At 32.1% G+C, this 17788-nt stretch carries 20 protein-coding genes and 2 pseudogenes; 21 read left to right on the top strand and 1 reads right to left on the bottom strand.

The window, feature by feature from the left end:
• Positions 1–93: 93 nt before the first annotated feature.
• From G4D76_RS06585 to G4D76_RS06540, 14 genes and pseudogenes are all read left to right on the top strand, one after another.
• Positions 94–453 carry a hypothetical protein gene (locus G4D76_RS06585; RefSeq protein WP_213810882.1) on the top strand — a complete coding sequence of 120 codons (360 nt, stop codon included), beginning with the start codon at positions 94–96 and terminating at the stop codon, positions 451–453.
• Positions 432–1256: an Eco57I restriction-modification methylase domain-containing protein gene (locus tag G4D76_RS06580; protein WP_371814661.1), complete on the top strand. Its 825-nt coding sequence runs from the start codon at positions 432–434 to the stop codon at positions 1254–1256. The genes G4D76_RS06585 and G4D76_RS06580 overlap by 22 nt, the downstream gene beginning before the upstream one ends.
• Before the next feature lie 16 nt (positions 1257–1272).
• On the top strand, positions 1273–1458 hold the full coding sequence (locus G4D76_RS06575; protein ID WP_213810880.1) for a hypothetical protein: 186 nt from the start codon (positions 1273–1275) through the stop codon (positions 1456–1458).
• 1089 nt (positions 1459–2547) lie between these two features.
• Positions 2548–3552: a DEAD/DEAH box helicase family protein gene (locus G4D76_RS14880; RefSeq protein ID WP_250130252.1), complete on the top strand. Its 1005-nt coding sequence runs from the start codon at positions 2548–2550 to the stop codon at positions 3550–3552.
• A 13-nt stretch (positions 3553–3565) separates the two neighbouring features.
• Positions 3566–3619: pseudogene (locus G4D76_RS16770) on the top strand (hypothetical protein); the annotation flags it as partial.
• 18 nt (positions 3620–3637) lie between these two features.
• Positions 3638–3982: a hypothetical protein gene (locus G4D76_RS14875; protein ID WP_250130251.1), complete on the top strand. Its 345-nt coding sequence runs from the start codon at positions 3638–3640 to the stop codon at positions 3980–3982.
• 5 nt (positions 3983–3987) lie between these two features.
• A complete protein-coding gene (locus tag G4D76_RS14870) occupies positions 3988–4509 on the top strand; it encodes a helicase-related protein (protein WP_250130250.1) in 522 nt (173 codons plus the stop codon).
• Positions 4493–5404, top strand: a complete 912-nt coding sequence (locus G4D76_RS14865) for a DUF3427 domain-containing protein (protein ID WP_250130249.1) — start codon at positions 4493–4495, stop codon at positions 5402–5404. Before G4D76_RS14870 ends, G4D76_RS14865 begins: the two co-directional genes overlap by 17 nt.
• A gap of 58 nt (positions 5405–5462) precedes the next feature.
• Positions 5463–6224 carry a coiled-coil domain-containing protein gene (locus G4D76_RS06565; RefSeq protein ID WP_213810879.1) on the top strand — a complete coding sequence of 254 codons (762 nt, stop codon included), beginning with the start codon at positions 5463–5465 and terminating at the stop codon, positions 6222–6224.
• 207 nt (positions 6225–6431) lie between these two features.
• Positions 6432–6905 (top strand): hypothetical protein, encoded by a 474-nt coding sequence (locus tag G4D76_RS06560; RefSeq protein WP_213810878.1) that lies wholly within the window; start codon positions 6432–6434, stop codon positions 6903–6905.
• 80 nt (positions 6906–6985) lie between these two features.
• Positions 6986–8326: an McrB family protein gene (locus G4D76_RS06555; protein ID WP_213810877.1), complete on the top strand. Its 1341-nt coding sequence runs from the start codon at positions 6986–6988 to the stop codon at positions 8324–8326.
• Between the two features lie 164 nt (positions 8327–8490).
• Positions 8491–9363, top strand: a complete 873-nt coding sequence (locus G4D76_RS06550) for a DUF2357 domain-containing protein (RefSeq protein WP_213810876.1) — start codon at positions 8491–8493, stop codon at positions 9361–9363.
• Positions 9336–9680 (top strand): nuclease domain-containing protein, encoded by a 345-nt coding sequence (locus G4D76_RS16765; RefSeq protein WP_213811005.1) that lies wholly within the window; start codon positions 9336–9338, stop codon positions 9678–9680. Before G4D76_RS06550 ends, G4D76_RS16765 begins: the two co-directional genes overlap by 28 nt.
• Before the next feature lie 93 nt (positions 9681–9773).
• Positions 9774–10052 (top strand): hypothetical protein, encoded by a 279-nt coding sequence (locus tag G4D76_RS06540; protein WP_213810875.1) that lies wholly within the window; start codon positions 9774–9776, stop codon positions 10050–10052.
• 233 nt (positions 10053–10285) lie between these two features.
• On the opposite strand, the pseudogene G4D76_RS16760 reads toward G4D76_RS06540, so the two are convergent.
• Positions 10286–10474 (bottom strand): annotated as a pseudogene (locus tag G4D76_RS16760) (DUF1524 domain-containing protein); the annotation flags it as partial.
• A 294-nt stretch (positions 10475–10768) separates the two neighbouring features.
• Between G4D76_RS16760 and G4D76_RS16755 the strand changes: the two are divergent.
• The 7 genes from G4D76_RS16755 (at position 10769) to hisD (ending at position 17731) form a co-directional block, all read left to right on the top strand.
• Positions 10769–10876: a LacI family DNA-binding transcriptional regulator gene (locus G4D76_RS16755; RefSeq protein WP_371814624.1), complete on the top strand. Its 108-nt coding sequence runs from the start codon at positions 10769–10771 to the stop codon at positions 10874–10876.
• A 162-nt stretch (positions 10877–11038) separates the two neighbouring features.
• Positions 11039–11746, top strand: a complete 708-nt coding sequence (locus tag G4D76_RS06525; protein ID WP_213810874.1) for a substrate-binding domain-containing protein — start codon at positions 11039–11041, stop codon at positions 11744–11746.
• Between the two features lie 8 nt (positions 11747–11754).
• Positions 11755–13209, top strand: a complete 1455-nt coding sequence (locus tag G4D76_RS06520; RefSeq protein ID WP_213810873.1) for an aldehyde dehydrogenase family protein — start codon at positions 11755–11757, stop codon at positions 13207–13209.
• A 59-nt stretch (positions 13210–13268) separates the two neighbouring features.
• A complete protein-coding gene (locus G4D76_RS06515) occupies positions 13269–13661 on the top strand; it encodes a hypothetical protein (protein WP_213810872.1) in 393 nt (130 codons plus the stop codon).
• 103 nt (positions 13662–13764) lie between these two features.
• On the top strand, positions 13765–15258 hold the full coding sequence (locus G4D76_RS06510) for a sodium:solute symporter family protein (RefSeq protein WP_213810871.1): 1494 nt from the start codon (positions 13765–13767) through the stop codon (positions 15256–15258).
• A 14-nt stretch (positions 15259–15272) separates the two neighbouring features.
• Entirely contained in the window at positions 15273–16436 is a 1164-nt protein-coding gene (locus tag G4D76_RS06505) for an iron-containing alcohol dehydrogenase (RefSeq protein WP_213810870.1), read from the top strand.
• Between the two features lie 17 nt (positions 16437–16453).
• Positions 16454–17731 carry a histidinol dehydrogenase gene (hisD, locus tag G4D76_RS06500; protein WP_213810869.1) on the top strand — a complete coding sequence of 426 codons (1278 nt, stop codon included), beginning with the start codon at positions 16454–16456 and terminating at the stop codon, positions 17729–17731.
• Positions 17732–17788 lie beyond the last annotated feature (57 nt).

Raw genomic sequence — 17788 nt, 5'->3', positions numbered from 1 at the left:
AAGCAAATTTGTCTCACGAGAAGAAAAAGAGAGTAGAAGCTAGCTATTTGGAACTATCTTTGGAAGCTGATAAATATATGAAGTACTTGTTAGGTGATAAATTTTAAGATATTTCAAAGTTTATGTTTTTTAAAAATAAATTTCTTTTCATATGAAATTTTTTCGGTTTTTGGTTATAGCGGCGAAGGTAGAAGTGGAGGTTTTAAAGAAATGCAAGAATTATACGAGCTAATCGATTACTCTGAACATTTGAAAGAAGTTATGAAAAGTAATCATAGCAATAAGAAGAAGGAAGAGTTTGAACAATATTTCACAAGTAAAGAAACTGCGTTATATATGGCACGATTGATAAAACCTTCATGGAAAAAGAGTTTGAAAATCTTAGATCCAGGAGCTGGTCTTGGTATTTTAGGAGTGGCTTTGCTTAATGTATTCTTAATGAGTGGAAAGTAAAACCTAGAAATATTGAAATAATTGCTTATGAAATTGATAGAAATTTAAATGGATTTATAAAAGAAAATTATGAGTATAGTAAAGAGAAATTAAGAGGAGCTGGGGTGAATTTTAAGTATAAAATTATTAATGAAAATTTTATGGAAGTAGGTTATAAAAATAGTTCCGTAGATATAATAATTCAAAATCCTCCTTACAAGAAAATTGATAGTAACTCAAAGATAAAGAAACAATTAATTGAACAGCAAATAGCTGTTTCTAATCAATACGCTGCTTTTATCTTAATCGCAATGAACTTATTGAAAGAAAGAGGTTCTCTAGTTGCTATTACACCGAGAAGTTTTTGTAACGGCAAATATTTTGTTGATTTTAGAGTTTCCCTATTGAAGTTAGGAACTTTTAAAGCGATTCACTTATATGAATCTCGTAATTCGTTGTTTAGAGAAGACTATGTACTACAAGAGAATATTATATATCATCTGGTGAAAAAGATACCTAATAACCAAGATAAAGTTACTATATACCATAGTGATAATCAACAACAGTCTGAAGTTACAAAATATATTGTTGATTATGCAGAATTAATTCACCCAGATGATAAAGAAATGATGATTAGAATTTTAAAAGATGAACGAGATAAAGAGATAGTAAGAAAAAGTAAGAAGTTTAAATATACATTAGAAGATTTAAATATATCAATTTCTACTGGGCCGTTTGTAGATTTTAGAGAAGAGAACAAGTATAAAAATAAAGATAACAAACAATTATTTTTACCTTATATTTTCCAGAACATTTTAATTTAGATAGAAAAAGTATAGAATGGCCAGCCCAGCCAGTGAAAAATTCAATTATATTGCAGTTAGTGAGGGTAATTACGCTAAATTTAGACCTATAGGAACCTATGTGTTAGTTAAGAGGATTTCAGCGAAAGAGGAACAAAGAAGAATTATCGCAACTGTTTTAAATGAAAAATTAGAACCTAATTTAATGGATACGAATATTTAGCTTTCGATAACAAAATAAATTATTTCCACATTGATAAAAAAGGAATTAACGATATTGTAGCTTATGGCTTGTGTTTATATTTAAATTCTACACTAGTAGACTTATACTTCAGGATTTTTAGTGGTCATACTCAAGTAAATGTTTCTGATTTGAAGAACTTACGTTATCCTTCTATCGAGCAATTAAGCGCATTAGGTAAGGAATATATTTCTGGAGAAACTTCACAAGAGAATATAGATTCTTGGCTTTCAAATTTATAAACTCTTAACAAAATAGATGAGTTAACGCTATCAGAAAAGTTCAGAAATAGAACTACAGAATAATAATTATTAATAAATAAGGAAAGGGTGTTCTTCTTTATTCTATTTGTAAATATTACTTTTCTAAAAGACAATTTATATTCTTCAAGTTTTAAAAATAGAGTTTTGAAGTTATGATTACAGCTTTCCTAAGTAATTGTCCTCCTTTAATCTAATTTATCTAATCTTAAAATTTATTCTCACTTTCTTTGTTCTTCCAAACAGTATAAACAGGTCTTCCAAATAGAGTGACAGATACTAAACTGAGGATCTTGATAAAATATAAACTGTTTCCGAATAATGTTGCACTAATAAAATAAGACATCAAATCAAAACCTCCATATTTTGTATAGAATATTAGTACAAAAACATAGAGGATTATTAACACTCATTTAATATGAAAAACTATATCTTAAGGAAGATTATTTTTAAAATCAAATGGAATATGTTACATGAAATTTAAGTTTTTATATAACATGAACTGAAATTTTAAATATTATCCATAGATATATTACTACTAGAGAATTAAATTAAGTGATTTACGATATTAATTGGAATTACTATAATACCAATGACATAGAATAGCTTATTTTATAATACTTCTAAATATGATAGATCATAGATATTAAATAAAATTCATAAATTACATCTAGTTATAGGTGGGATTTATGAATTTTTTTCAAGTAAGTGATAATTCTAATCAGATAGTAAATTACATAATATTTATATAAGATTACAATGTTAAGGTGTAAAGTAATTATATAATACATTGATCTAGGAGTGTCGTTACTTGAAATCTCAAAAAGTAAATCTATTGAATGCTTATGAACGTGGTTTTATTGATCGTTTTACTACCAAAACATCACACCATCCACCAGAATTGATTATAAATTCTAAAGAAGAGAATGTATTATCACCGATGCTTGATGCATTGGAGACTTGTGAATCCTTTGTCATATCAGTTGCCTTTATTACAGAGGGAGGCATCGCATCTCTAAAAACGGTATTATATGAGCTTAACAAACGTGGTATAAGAGGAAAGATTATCACGTCTACATATTTAAATTTTAATAAACCTAAAGTTTTTAAAGAATTACTTAAGATACCTAATATAGATGTACATATTACTGATCAAGCAGGCTTCCATGCTAAAGGTTACGTATTCGATAAAAAAGATTATTCTATTATGTTCATTGGGAGTTCTAATTTGACTGATGCTGCGTTAAAGAAGAACTACGAATATAATTTAAAACTGACCTCGCTCGATAATGGTGAGGTTATTCAGCATTTTAAATCACAGTTTGATACGTTGTGGGTTAATTCGACTCCTTTAACAGAGCAATGGATTAGAAAGTATGAAAAAATATATGCAGAAATTAAACATGATGATATAGTGCTTCAGCTAATAGAAACGAAAAAACCTTATCGTTATGACAACATTGATCCAAAAGAAATCACGCCGAATTTAATGCAAGAAGAAGCATTAGACTCTTTGAAAAACCTGCGTTTAACTGGCGAGAAAAAAGGATTAGTTGTCTCAGCAACAGGTACAGGTAAAACTTATTTATCTGCATTTGATGTAAGAAATGTAAAACCAGAGCGTGTACTTTTTATAGCACATAGGGAACAGATTTTAATGAAATCAAATGATTATCGTGACTTACTTGGAGGAGATCCCGCTGATTATGGGATTTATAGTGGTTCTAAAAAGGATATTAATGCTAAATATATGTTTGCTACGGTTCAGATTTTTCTAAAAAAGTCATATAGAACAATTCCCAAAGGATGCCTTTGATTACATTGTGTAGATGAGGCATCGAAGCAGTGCAAATTCATATACGAAGATTTTTAAACTACTTAAACCAGCCTTCTTACTAGGTATGACAGCTACTCCTGAACGTACAGATAACAATGAAATTTTTGGGTTGTTCGACTTCAATATTGCTTATGAAATTAGATTGCAAAAAGCATTAGAAGCGGAAATCTTATCACCATTTCATTATTTTGGTGTAACCGATTATGTTGTAAATGGAGAGACCATTAGTGATACAAGTTCGTTGAGTGATCTGTTAGATCAAGAGAGAATTCAGCATATTATTGATAAATTATATTACTACTCTCATGCTGGTGAAGAAGTACGTGGTTTAATGTTTGTGTCCAATAGAGAAGAAGCACGTAAACTATCAAATTACTCAATCAAAGAGGTTACAAAACGAAAGCTCTGACAGGAATGAATTCTCAAGAAGAACGGCAAGAAGCGGTTAAATTACTAGAAGCTAATAAGCTAGATTATTTAATTACCGTTGACATTTTTAATGAAGGTGTCGATATACCCTCAGTAAACCAGGTTGTGATGTTAAGACAAACAGAATCGAGCATTATTTTTGTACAACAACTAGGAAGAGGGCTACGTAAACACGAAGATAAAGAATTTCTTACAGTAATTGATTTTATCGGTAACTATAAAAATAACTACTTGATCCCTGTAGCGTTAACTGGAGACAAATCTTTTAACAAAGATAGATTACGCAAAGATGTAGTTGATAGAAGCTTAATTACTGGTGAATCAACGATTAACTTCGAGAGGATTGCACAGGATAGAATTTTTAAATCTATTTCAAAAAACATTAGATTCACTAGCGAATTTAAAACGAATGTATCATTATACAAAGAACAAACTAGGTCATATCCCAACTTTAGTGGATCTTCAAACAGATCAAGATTCGATGAATCCAATGTTAGTTTTAAATAAATTTAATCACTATATTGAATTTTTATCTAAGATAAAAGAGGAAACAGAGCCGTTAACGAATGGGCAAGATCGTATATTGACGTATCTATCAAAGGAAATCGTTGATGGAAAACGTGTGACCGAAGTTTTATTACTTCAGCAGCTTTTTAAAGGACCTGTAAATAAAGCAGAATTTCAGCGGGATATGAATGAGAAAAAATATTATATGTCTGATGAAACGATGAGATCAATCATACGAATGTTTACCTTAGAATTTTATACAATGCAGAAAACTGAGAAATATAAATATCCTCTTATAGAAATTAGAGGTGAAAATATTTATCTAACAAAAGAGTTCAGATCATCCCTGAAAGATGAATATTTTAGGAAAAAAGTAGAAGATGTACTGGAACTAGCGATATTGAATTCTAACGAATATGATCAATCTGTGCAGTTAACCATCAATGAAAAGTATAGTAGAGCAGATGTATGTAGAATTCTCAATTGGGAGAAAGATGAGACAAGTACGATATATGGTTATAAAAACAAACATAATACGACACCTATATTTGTTAACTATAATAAGAATGACGATATAGATGAATCTGTTCGTTATGATGATCGATTTTTAGATTCACATATATTCCAATGGTATACGAGAAAAGGAACGGACCTCACTTCAAAAATTAATAGAGAAATCATTGAAGACTATGAAAGTGATGACACGGTAATACATCTGTTTGTAAAACGAGACGACGAAGGTGTATATCATTATTATATGGGAGAAGTCGGTATAGACTTAAAATCTACAGAAAATGCATCGATTGGGCTGATGGACAACAAGCACAAAGTAGCGAAGATGAATTTTATTTTAGAACATCCTGTTGATTATAATATGTATCGATTTAGATGGTAAATAATAGTAGCAAAAATTAAATAATTGGAATACTAGAATCCTAAGTAAAGGTGAAAAAATGGATAGAATAAAAGCACTAAAAGATTTGTTCGAAATTCAAAGTATTGATGAAAAAATGAGGATAATCAAGGGATATGGTATTACAATAGATGGGTTTTCCAATGTAAATACTATAACAATAAGAAAAAACGAAAAAATTATTAACACTAAGGCAATATCTAATAGGAACTTAAAAAATATACTTAAAGAGATTAATATACGCAAAAAAATACATGAAAATAGTTTGGATAACTTTCTATCATCTGAAAAAATTATAGATAAGTATGATAAAAACTGGGAAAAAATAATATTGATTTTTGAACAAGATGAATATGGATCAAAAACTATTGAGATTTTAAACGGATTAACTGAACGTTATAAAAAGAATAGTGAAACAATAGAACCTGTTAAGGATGTACAACAAGAGGATATAAAAATTATAGATAAACAGCGAGAAATTATAGTGAAGCTAGAAAATGATATTAAGATAAAAGAACAAAAACAAAATAAAGTGATACAAGAAATATTGGATTTAGAATCAAAGGTAAATAATTTAAACAAGGCGTATAAAGAAGTTAAAGAAAAAAATAAAAATGAAATAGATGTAAATAAGAAATTAAAGTTAGAAAACGAGGAATTGAAGACACTAGTAGAGAAGTTGAGCAATGACATTGAAATACTAGACAAAGAATATAATCAGCTCTACAAAGAAAAAATAGAAGTTCAAAAAAACAATGAAGGTAAAATATATATTCGGTTCATCATTGAGAATGAGAGATGAACTGAGAAACACAGAAGCTAATTTAGTATTTATAACAGAGGAAGAAACCTTGGATTTCTTTGACACTATAATTAGAGAGCAAGATGAAGTCATTTTTTACAAATATGGAATAACACTTTCGATTATATATAGACTCAAAAAAATACCATATTATAAAGAATTTCAGAGTATAGAAAATATGAACAGTTATGTAAAGGAGAATTACATATGAAGGAATGGGAAGATGTTGAATTAATCGGGGTTTTTGCTACCAAAGAAGAAACACAAAAAGAGTTTGATAAAACCAATATCATTATAAACTCAAATGATGTTATACAGTTTTTTACTAAGATAATATCTACAGCACCGGTTAGTTATCCAGAGAAAATAAAATATATTTCATGTTTCGCATCAGCATTCTATGATGATTTTATTGATAATAAAGAACTAGATCATTGGCAAAGAATAGAAGCTTTTAGATCATTCATAGAGGATAAATATTTATGTCTAAGAGTGAGTGAAAATGTTGATAAAACTTATGAAGGAAAGGTTCATTATAATGGAGTGGGATTAAAAATACTCCCTAAAGATAGTAGTATGCAGAGAGACGAGACACTGTTTCCTATCCCGATATTTAATTGTAATACAACAAAAATGAGTTTTGAAGAATTCAAAGATACTTTAAAAAGAAAAAACCTATAGGAAATATAAAACATTACTCGAAAGAAGTGGATGATTTCCCACAATTTTTATTTTGGGAGAGTAACAAGGGCTCATACTACGTGGTAGGAGAAATACAGAAGCAAAAATATTCAGAAGTAGATGGATACACATATATCCCCACAAATTATTTTTCCTATTATAAATTAGATGAAGAAGATATTAAAAATATAGTGAACAATCAGGATAGGATTGCATTTATCAATATTGAATTAATTCAGAAATTAGAAGGCGAATTAAATAAAGTTTCAGAAGATAAAAAAAGTGTAGTATTCGATAATAACACTAAGGATGAGATGGAAGATGAATTTTTATTATATTTCAAAAATAGATTATTAGAACAAGGACTCGTATATAGTGATAGAGATATAATAAATTTCCACACTTCAATAAAATCATCAAAATTAGTAATACTATCTGGAATGAGTGGTATTGGAAAATCTAAGCTAGTTACTGCTTACGCTGATGCTCTAAACCTGAAGACAGATAACCAATTTAAATTTATTTCTGTTAGTCCTGGATGGACAGATGATAGTGATTTAATAGGTTACGCAGATACATTAAATATGATTTATAGACCAAGTGATAATGAATTAGTTGAGACATTGATCGAAGCTTCAAAAAATACAGACAAACTATACATTGTATGTTTAGATGAGATGAATTTAGCAAGAGTAGAACATTATTTCTCACAGTTTCTATCAGTTCTTGAGGCAGATGAAAAAAATAGAACATTGAAGCTGTATAATCAAGAATTAGGAAATAGATTGTATAACTCGGAACAATATAAACCGGAAATAAGAATAAGAGATAATGTCAAATTTGTTGGGACTGTAAATATGGACGAATCTACATTTCACTTCTCTAATAAAGTATTAGATAGAGCAGACGTCATAAACTTAGGAATAATGAACTTTAAACAATTAGTTAAAGCTTCTTCTAGAAAAGAAACCATTACATTAAACGAAGGACAGTTCCAAAAGGACTATATTGAGAAATTTATAAATACTAATAAACAAATAGAACTTGATGATGAAATAATAGAGTTTTTACAAGAATTACATGATCTAATTTCAAAATTTAATAATCAACTTGGAATAGGACCAAGAGTATTAAAACAAATAGATAGTTATATGAAAAACATACCTATAATGCAAGATGTATTCACTCGAAAAATGGGGATAGACCTTCAAATTGTCCAAAGAGTGTTAACAAAAGTGAGGGGATCTCAAGAAGAACTCGAAAGATTGATAGGTACTTATGATAAAAAACATGATCAGACTCAAGCTTCTTTAATAATTGATTTATTTGATGATTATAATAACATCTCTGATTTTAAAGAATCTAGAAGCAGTATAAAAATGAAAGCTAAGGAATTGTATCTAAATGGCTATACATTCTAAAGTTACAATAAGTGCTTTTTATTCAAATCTAGAACCAGAAATGCAGTCGTTGCGACTATTTGAAGATTAAAGACTATCGATTTTGAAGATGAGAATGCTTTAGTCAGAGTAAAAGAATATAAAATATATCTATAATATTTGAGAGTGAAAATATCAATGCTAAATTGTATTTTGATTTATTTGAAGATATTAAGAGAAATATTGAAAATATCTTAATACTTGAAGATGAATTGGGCTTCTATATTCATCCAGGTACTATAAATATTGTAAATATAGTGGATAAAAATATAGATACGATACTAGTCCCAGGATACTATCAGATGAGAGTGGAATCTGAAGAACCTCTATGGGGTGTCTTAGAAATAGTACCAAAGGACATAACAAAAGCTGAATGGTTATTAATGAATAATGATATTGAAGATTTTTTAGTAGGTTTATCTAATACATTTAGTAAAAAAGGGAACATTGAGACCTTTGCTACTAGCGAGAAGAATTATGATTTAGTTCAAATTTTATCTTTTATAAAAGATAATAGAGTTTATTTTAAAAATGCCTTAAGGGTGCTAAGATCAAATCCTAAATATAGTATTAAGAAGAATTATAAGTGGGTCTCTAAGAACCTTACACCTAGAGTAGATTCAGTTTCAATTAAAAATTATGTGAAACATCCTGAGAAAAAGGAAGAATTTTATGCTCCAGAGAGAATTATTGATTTTAACATTAAAGAAAATCGCTGGTTTAAATACACATTATCTAATATTAAGAGTAATTTAACGATTATTCTGAACGATGTAAATAAAAGAATTACTGATATTAGTTCAAGATCTTTTAAGTTTAAAAATGAGGAATTAGCTAGTCAAAAAGAGCTAGAAAAACTGGAGTTAGGTAGAAAGTATATAAATGAAATTTTTCATGAAATTTCGCGTTATAATTATGAAATATGGTTTAGTGAGGTTTCTTCAGGTTTTAGTTTGCCATCTCATTCTACACTAATGAACCCACACTTTAGATTAAAGAGAAATGGAACGCTAATATAGTAAAAGAAAAAATAGATACTATATTTAGTGAAAAACTGAGAAACGTTTGGAAAAAAACTGATGAGTTATATGAAATATGGTGTTTTATTCAGATTATAAAAACAGTTGAAAATTTAGACTTTAAAATCATTAGTGGGTGGGTATTCGACGGAGATGTGTCAAAAGATTTAGATGAGGGAACTGTTATTGTTTTTGAAAGAGAAGAAGTAAAAGTGAAATTACATTATAATTCAAAGATAAAAGATACTCTAATGAAACAAATAATACACATCCTTTATTTACAAACCATAGAAAGAATAAACCAGATATTAGAATAGTATTTTGTAAACAATAATTATATATATAGTATTCCAATTGATTCGAAATACAGAAAGTTTAATTCTATATTTAATGAAAATGACTATGGGAATATGGAACAATTGAGAGCTTATGCGGATAGTCCGAAATCTAATCTCCATTTAAAAGATGCAAATGATATTAGAAGAAAGCACCATAAAGTTATAAGTAAAGTTCTTGTATTATATCCTTTTAATAATGATGTAGAAGATTACAAAACAAGGAAAAAAAGGTTATTTGATGAGAGGATAGAAATGATTGAATTTAGCCCTGGTAATATGGATTACGAAGTTCAACTATCTATAGAATCAGCGATCGAGGGTGCAGTAGAGTTATATAACGATATAAAATAAGGTATTTTAACTAAATGAAGAAAAATATTTAAATCAAGCAGCTAGATATTAATAGGTATTATGGCTGCTTAATATTATTTTTATTAATGGATAGTAATGAAATTACAGTATCACATATTAATGGAAATAAAGATTTATAAATGATTTAAATACACAAAAGATATCTACCAGTATTATCACAGGGATCTTTTATAAAATTAATATTTAATCATTAATCTTTAAAAATTGTCTTATCAATTCATCGTTTCTGTCATCAATAATTTCTGGATTCCAACTTCATATGAAGTTAGCTGTCTTGTTAATAATAAATTGTATTTTCTGTATTCCTCTTTCTTCTTTTCAAAATTTGAATTTTGAAAAGAAGAATTAGTTTTTCCTAGCGATAAAGTTAAATTCCCGAGTTGCCATAGATAAGTGATGTATAACTCAGCGTTGAAAGATCAATCATCACCTTCTTTGATAGTTTGGTATCACTGTATTTAAAGCTGAAAAATATCCATATAGTTTCTTCTCTAGTTTTATCTTTCCAGACATCTTGAAATTCATCTCTTATAAGTTGTTCTCATATTAATTGCATCATATTTAATATTATTTATAAATACCTAATTAATGAAGAACTCAATAGAACTTAGATATAGTCGGTTTTATTGACACAATAATCAGACAGTGTTCTAATAGTCTTTGTAAGCGCTTTATATAAATTTACGAGGTGGAGTATGGTTTCTTCAAAAGACGTTGCGAAAAAGGCGGGAGTTTCCCAGTCGACTGTTTCAAGAGTAATTAATAATCCTGAGTCTGTTTCTAAAAAAAAGGGAAAAAGTTGAAAGGGTTATGAAAGAACTGAATTACATTCCGAATTCCGTTGCGAGATCTTTAATCAGCAATAAGACAAATCAAATTTCTTTAATTTCCGGTACTTTGAATAATCCGTTTTTTGTAGAAGCGACAAGGACTATTGTTAATGCTGCATTAAAAAAGGATTTACTGTGAATGTGTTTTTTGAAGAGGATGTAAGTAAAGAAAGTTTATACAAAACAGTTTTCAGTCAAAAATCAGAGGGGATTATTTTATCATCAATGTATTATGAAAGTCAGTATTTTGATGAACTGCTGAAACTGGGTATTCCTTACATAATGTTCAACAGAAAGCATAAGAGCGGGGGTAATTTTGTAGAGATTGATAATCATCAGGCAGGTTATCTTGGAGCAAAGTATTTAGTTTCAAAAGGTCATAAAGATATACATTTTTTCTCGGGTGAACTGGAGAAATCAACTTTTCTAAACAGGTATAAAGGTTTTTGCGAAGCAATGGATGAGCTTAATACGGCTTATGATTCAACGATATCCATTACAAAACAAAATCCTGAATTAATCAGAGAAGAGTTGGAAAAAGTATTGTCACAGGAGAAAAGGCCTTCTGCAATATTTGCTGCGACGGATATGATCGCGTTGACATTAATCGATTGTCTTCAAAAAATGAATTTAAGAATACCTGAGGATATTGCAATTATAGGAATTGATAATACGGAAACTTTAAAACACAGTTCACTAAATCTCACATCAATCGGCCCTGTAGAAGGTGAACATTTAAGCTCCATAGCAGTTGAGCAGTTATTCAAAATGATTGAGAATGGAGAAATGAAGGAATTTCAAAGAACAATACCTTGTAAATTATATGAACGCGGCACTGTTTAAACTTATTTTTGAATACGTATTCAAAAATAAGTTTAAAACAAAGGGGTGGGAAATTGGAGTATACAAAGGTAATAGAAAATGAAATACAAAAATACTCGAATTATAATTTGAATACGTACCCATATGAATATACGGATACACTTCAAAATTTAGAGATTTATGATTTTAACGAATTGGCTTTAGCAGATGTTGTTGCAACAGCAGAAGAGAAATACAGAGAGTATAGAACAACGACTCTTTATGAAAGAACAGAGATACTTCTGAACACAGCAAGATTACTCGAGAAACATAAAGAGGCAATGGCTGAAATAATCAGTTATGAAGCTAAGAAGCCCATTAAGTTTGCTCTTCAGGAGGTTGACAGGTCTATTCAGACATTGAAACTTTCCGGTATTGAAGCTTCAAAATTAGAAGGGGAATACATCAACTTGGATGTAGCAGCTAACGGTGGAGGTCGAGATGCTTTTACGAAGTATGAGTCACTTGGAGTTGTCTATGCAATGACACCGTTTAACTTCCCATTAAATCTTGTGATCCATAAGGCAGGGCCTGCTCTTGCTGTCGGGAATTCAATTATTGTAAAGCCTTCTGAGAAGACGCCGTTTTCCACTTACTTTTTAAAATATCTGCTTGAACAGTCAGGCCTTCCTGAGAATGTTCTTCAGGTGGTTACAGGGGATGGTGAAAAAGTTTCGGATGTTTTACTGTCTTATGACGAGATTAAAAAACTATCGTTTACAGGCAGTGTGAGAGTAGGTAAAATTCTTAAAAATAAAATAGGATTAAGAAAACTCACGCTGGAATTGGGCAGTACATCAGCCCTTTATATTTCAAAAAATGTAAATAAAGAAAAACTTGATGATATCGCCGATCAGATTGTAAATGGAGCATTTTCTTATAATGGTCAAGTCTGTATCAGCACTCAAAAAGTATTTATTGATGATGAAATATATGACAGTGTTTTAGATAAAGTAGTTAAACGTACAAAGTTATTAAAGTATGGGGCTTTAAACGATAAAAAGACTGATTATTCCGACTTGATAGATGTACATTCTCAAAAAAGAATTCTTGAATGGATTCAGGAAGCTGAACAGGCTGGAGCGAAAGTTATCACTGGTGGTACGAAACAAGAAGGTGCAATAGCACCAACAGTAATTACGAATACTTCTGAAAATATGAAAGTCTGCAGTGAAGAAATATTTGGTCCGGTCGTCGTCGTTGAAAATGTAAATGGAAGAAATGCCGTTGAAATTTTAAATGACAGCAGATTTGGTCTGAATGTTGGTGTGTTTACTTCTAATTTGGAAGAAGCATTGCAGCTGTCGAATGACCTGGATTACGGACAGGTTCTTATCAATGATGTCCCGACCTTGCGTTTTGATCATATGCCGTATAACGGTAGAAGGAATTCCGGTTACGGTACCGAAGGAATAAAAATGCGATTAAAGAAATGTCGCAGCTGAAGATGGTGAGTTTGAAATATGTCTGAGACACAGTTTAATTTACCGGTCCTGATTTCAGAGTGGCAGGTGAAATACAAACCGCTGCCATTGATGAAAAAGAAGGGGCTGACACATTTTTAGCAACAAATTTGTTAGAAACATCGACATCGTTCAGTGATGAAAGTTTAAAAGATTTTAGAACTGAGAAATACAATATCACTCTTCCAGTCAGCGTAGATTACGATGTTAATCAATATGGTGAGAGCATGCTTAAGAATTATTATATGCATCAGAAGAAAAGCTGGAGTTTTCCGGAAATAAAAAAGATTACAGAGTATATAGTTTATCTGCCGTATGCCATTGAAGAATACGATAAAAAAGTATTTTTAGTCGAAGAATCAACGGGGATGAAGAAAAAGATATCCAAAAGAATAAAATATATGAACTTTTACAAAGGGGATAAATGCATATGACTTTTCTGTATATTATTTTAGCAGTGAATGCTGCGACATGGCTCATTATGTATATCTTAATATTTAAAACACCGTTACTTGACGTGGACGAGGGGGATAAATAATGGGAAGCGTAGTATTTTGGTCGTGGATCTTTCTTATTGTATTTGTTGTTATGATGATGATTTTTGGATTTATGGGAATGAAAAAGACTCATAACAATGAAGATTTTGCGACAGCACGTTCGAGTTACGGACCAATCACAATAGCACTGGTTATTGCAGCGGGGATTTCAAGCGGATCGACATTTATGGGGATGCCGGGTCTTGCATTTGATCTTGGTGCGCCATCACTATGGTACCCGTTGCTTTACCCAGTAGCGACAGTATTCGGAATGCTGTTCTTTGCAAAGGCCATTAAAGAATATGGCGATACGCTCGGAACTAGAACAATTCCAGAATTTATTGGAAATCGCTATAACAGTAATTTTCTCAGAGTAATTCTGGCTATTATCTCTGCACTGTTAATCTTCTACGTCATTTCACAGCTTGTTGCTGCTGCAACAATGTTCCAGATTATGATGGGTGTTGATTACAAAATTGGTATTCTGATTACTATTGTAGTTATTGGCGCTTACGTATTCATGGGAGGTTCCCACTCGGATATTATGACTGATGCTGTACAAGGAATGCTTATGGTTCTTATTGCAGTAGTTGTTGTTGTCTGCTTTGTATTTGCGGTAGGAGTTGATGGCGGATTCAGCGGTATGATTAATACAATTCAGGAAAGACGCCCGGAAGGTCACTTCGGCAAACTGTTCATACCTGGAGATGCAACGTATGGTTCAATCTGGTTGGTGCTGCTTCTGTTTGTAGCTCACTTGCCTTTCGCGATTCAGCCTCATCTTGGCAATAAATTTATGGCTGTTAAATCAGGCAGGGATTTAAAGAAATTATTAATGTGGACAACTGTATTTGCAACAATTTTACCGTTAATGGGTCTTGGAGGAATGCTTGCAATTGCAGTTCTGCCTGGTGACATCGATATTCGTCCAGATGCGGTTATTCCAACATTATTTACGGAGTTATTCCCGCCGTTCATAGCAGCTTTCTTAGCAATAGCGGTACTCTCAGCAGTAATGTCAACTTCAGATGGGCTGGTCGTATCCTTAACACAGCTGTTGGCAAATGACCTGTTCAGACTGTCTATTGTTCCAAGATTAAATATTTCAACAGAAAAAGCAGATCGTATTGAATTAAATATAAGCCGTATTGCTACACCAATAGTATTAATTATTGCAGCAATAGTCGCACTGAACCCGCCTCAGTATCTGTCGATCTTTATGTGGATTGGTATAGGCGGAATTGTATCCTCAACAGCTGGACCACTTGTTATCGGTTCATTGTGGAAACGTGCAAATAAAACTTCAGCGATAATTTCGTTATTAGTCGGGACGGCGGCTTACTGGATTATCTATCTGCCGTTTGGATTTGATGTTTCAAATCCGTTTGCAGCTGCAGGTCTCGGTGTAATTATTTCTATGGTTACTATGGTGATTTCAGTGCTGATTACGACTAAGAAGAATGAAGATAATTTAGCAGAAGTTATAGAGAAATAAGAGGAGATGTTTTAATGAAATTGATTTCACCTAAATTTATATATCATGGATTGGAATCGACACAGGAAATAGAAAATATACTGGGTGACATAGAAGCAAAGAAAGTTTACCTTTTATGCGATCCGATTTTAAAAGAAATCAATGCAATAGAGAAAGTGACTGCTATTCTTGAATCGAAGAATATCGAATATGTCACTTCAACTAATGTAATGGCAGAGCCGTCAGTAGAAAAAGGAAACGAAATTGTAGAGGAAGTAAGAGAAGCAAATCCTGATTTAATTATTGGTCTTGGCGGCGGCAGTACTATTGATTTAGCTAAAGCAGCTTCACTGGTGACACCTCAGGCAGGCAACATTGAAAATTACTTAAATTTAACAGGTGATATGGAGCTTGAAAATAAAAAAATACCGAATATCCTGATGCCATCAACTTCAGGAACAGGTGCAGAAGTGACTGACATAGCGGTATTTTCAACTGGAGATAGTAAAGACGCAATTACTAATCCGCTGATGATAGCAGACTATGCAATCGCCGATCCATTCTACACATATTCGCTGCCGCCTAAAGTAGCAGCAGCGAGCGGAGTGGATGCTTTAACACATGCAATAGAATGTTTTACCTCTATTGATGCAACACCGCTTACTGATAATTTAGCATATGGAGCAATAGAGAAAATATACAGCAATATTCGTGAAGCGGTATGGGATAAATCAAATTATAAAGCAAAAGATGAACTGTCTTTAGGAAGCTTAATGGCTGGCCTCAGTTTTTATAATGGGGGTGTAGCAGGTGTTCATGCACTGGCTTATCCTCTCGGAGGGAACTTTAAAATACCTCATGGAGAATCAAACGCGGTACTGCTGCCATATGTCTATGGCGAGATTATAAAATCATGCAGTAATAAATTATCCCGCCTGGCCCCTGTGTTTAAGATTGAAACTCATGGAAAAAATAACATGGAAATCTCAAAAGATATCACGGATAAACTATTTGATTTAGTAACAGAAGTAGGTCTGCCGGAAAATCTGCAGCATTATAATATTAAAGAACAGGATATTGAGCTGCTGACAAAAAATGCATTAAAACAAACACGTCTCCTGGTACGCAGTCCGCTGGAATTAAAAGAAGACGTTATTAGGAAGATTTATACAAGTGCTCTAAATGGCAGAAAAAAATAAAATTTAGGAGTGTCGTAATGGAAATTCTTAAACAAGGTAAATCGGTTGATGATATTAAAAGTGCAGATGAGAAGGTTTCGGCGATTGTAAGTGAAACATTAAAAAAAATTGAAAGTGACGGAGACAAAGCAGTCAGAGAGCTTTCCGAGCAGTTTGATAAGTGGTCACCGGAATCTTTCAGACTTTCTGATGGACAGATTCAAGATATTGCAGATCAGATACCGGAACAGACAAAAACTGATATAGCTTTTGCACAGGGAAATATTAGAAAGTTTGCTGAAGCACAGAAAGGCTCAATGAAAGACATAGAAGTTGAAATGGAGCCGGGTATTATTCTCGGTCATAAAAACATCCCTGTGGACAGTGTCGGATGTTATGTTCCCGGCGGCAGGTATCCAATGGTAGCAAGTGCACATATGAGTGTGCTTACTGCAAAGGTCGCAGGTGTCAGCCGTGTTATCGCGTGCACACCGCCTATCAACGGTGAAATACCTAAAGAAACAGTCTACGCAATGCACAAAGCGGGTGCAGATGAAATTTATATTCTGGGCGGCATTCAGGCGATGGGTGCAATGGCACTTGGAACAGAGAATATTGAAAGTACAGATATGATTGTGGGACCAGGAAATGCATTCGTTGCCGAGGCAAAGAGACAACTTTTTGGTAAAGTTGGTATCGATCTGCTGGCTGGGCCGACAGAAGTTATGGTTATTGCAGATGAAACAAGTGATCCTGAGATGATCGCAACAGATCTTCTGGGACAGCTGGAACATGGTCCAACTTCACCTGGGGTGCTTATTACAATATCAAAAGATATTGCTGACAAAACAGTAGAAGAAATTGAGCGGCAGCTGAAAATCTTAGAAACTGGTGAAGTGGCAAGAGAATCATGGGAAGAATACGGCCAGATTATTTTAGTAGAAAATAATGAAGAAGCATTGAAAATAGCGGATGAACTTGCTTATGAGCATGTTGAAATTCTGACAGAAGATGAAGATTACTTCCTGGATAATATGAAAAACTATGGCGCCTTATTTGTCGGACCGAGAACAAACGTTGCTTTTGGAGATAAAGTCATTGGTACAAATCATACATTGCCTACTAAACAGGCTGCTAAGTATACCGGCGGTTTATGGGTTGGGAAATTCATTAAAAATGTAACATATCAGCGTATTACCTCCGATGAAAAAAGTGTGAAAATAGGAGAATACGCTGCTAGACTATGCGAACTTGAGAATTTTGCGGGTCATGCTGAACAAGGACTTCTCCGCGTTAGGAAATATGGAAATAAATAATTGAAAATAGAAACTGCTGAAGTTATTTAATTCAGCAGTTTTTTTTGAAATGAGGAA

The organism is Jeotgalicoccus sp. WY2, assembly GCF_018437745.1.
Lineage (GTDB): Bacteria > Bacillota > Bacilli > Staphylococcales > Salinicoccaceae > Jeotgalicoccus > Jeotgalicoccus psychrophilus.
The sequence above is the reverse complement of the archived record's forward strand: the minus strand, read 5'-3'. Positions and strand labels throughout refer to the sequence as shown.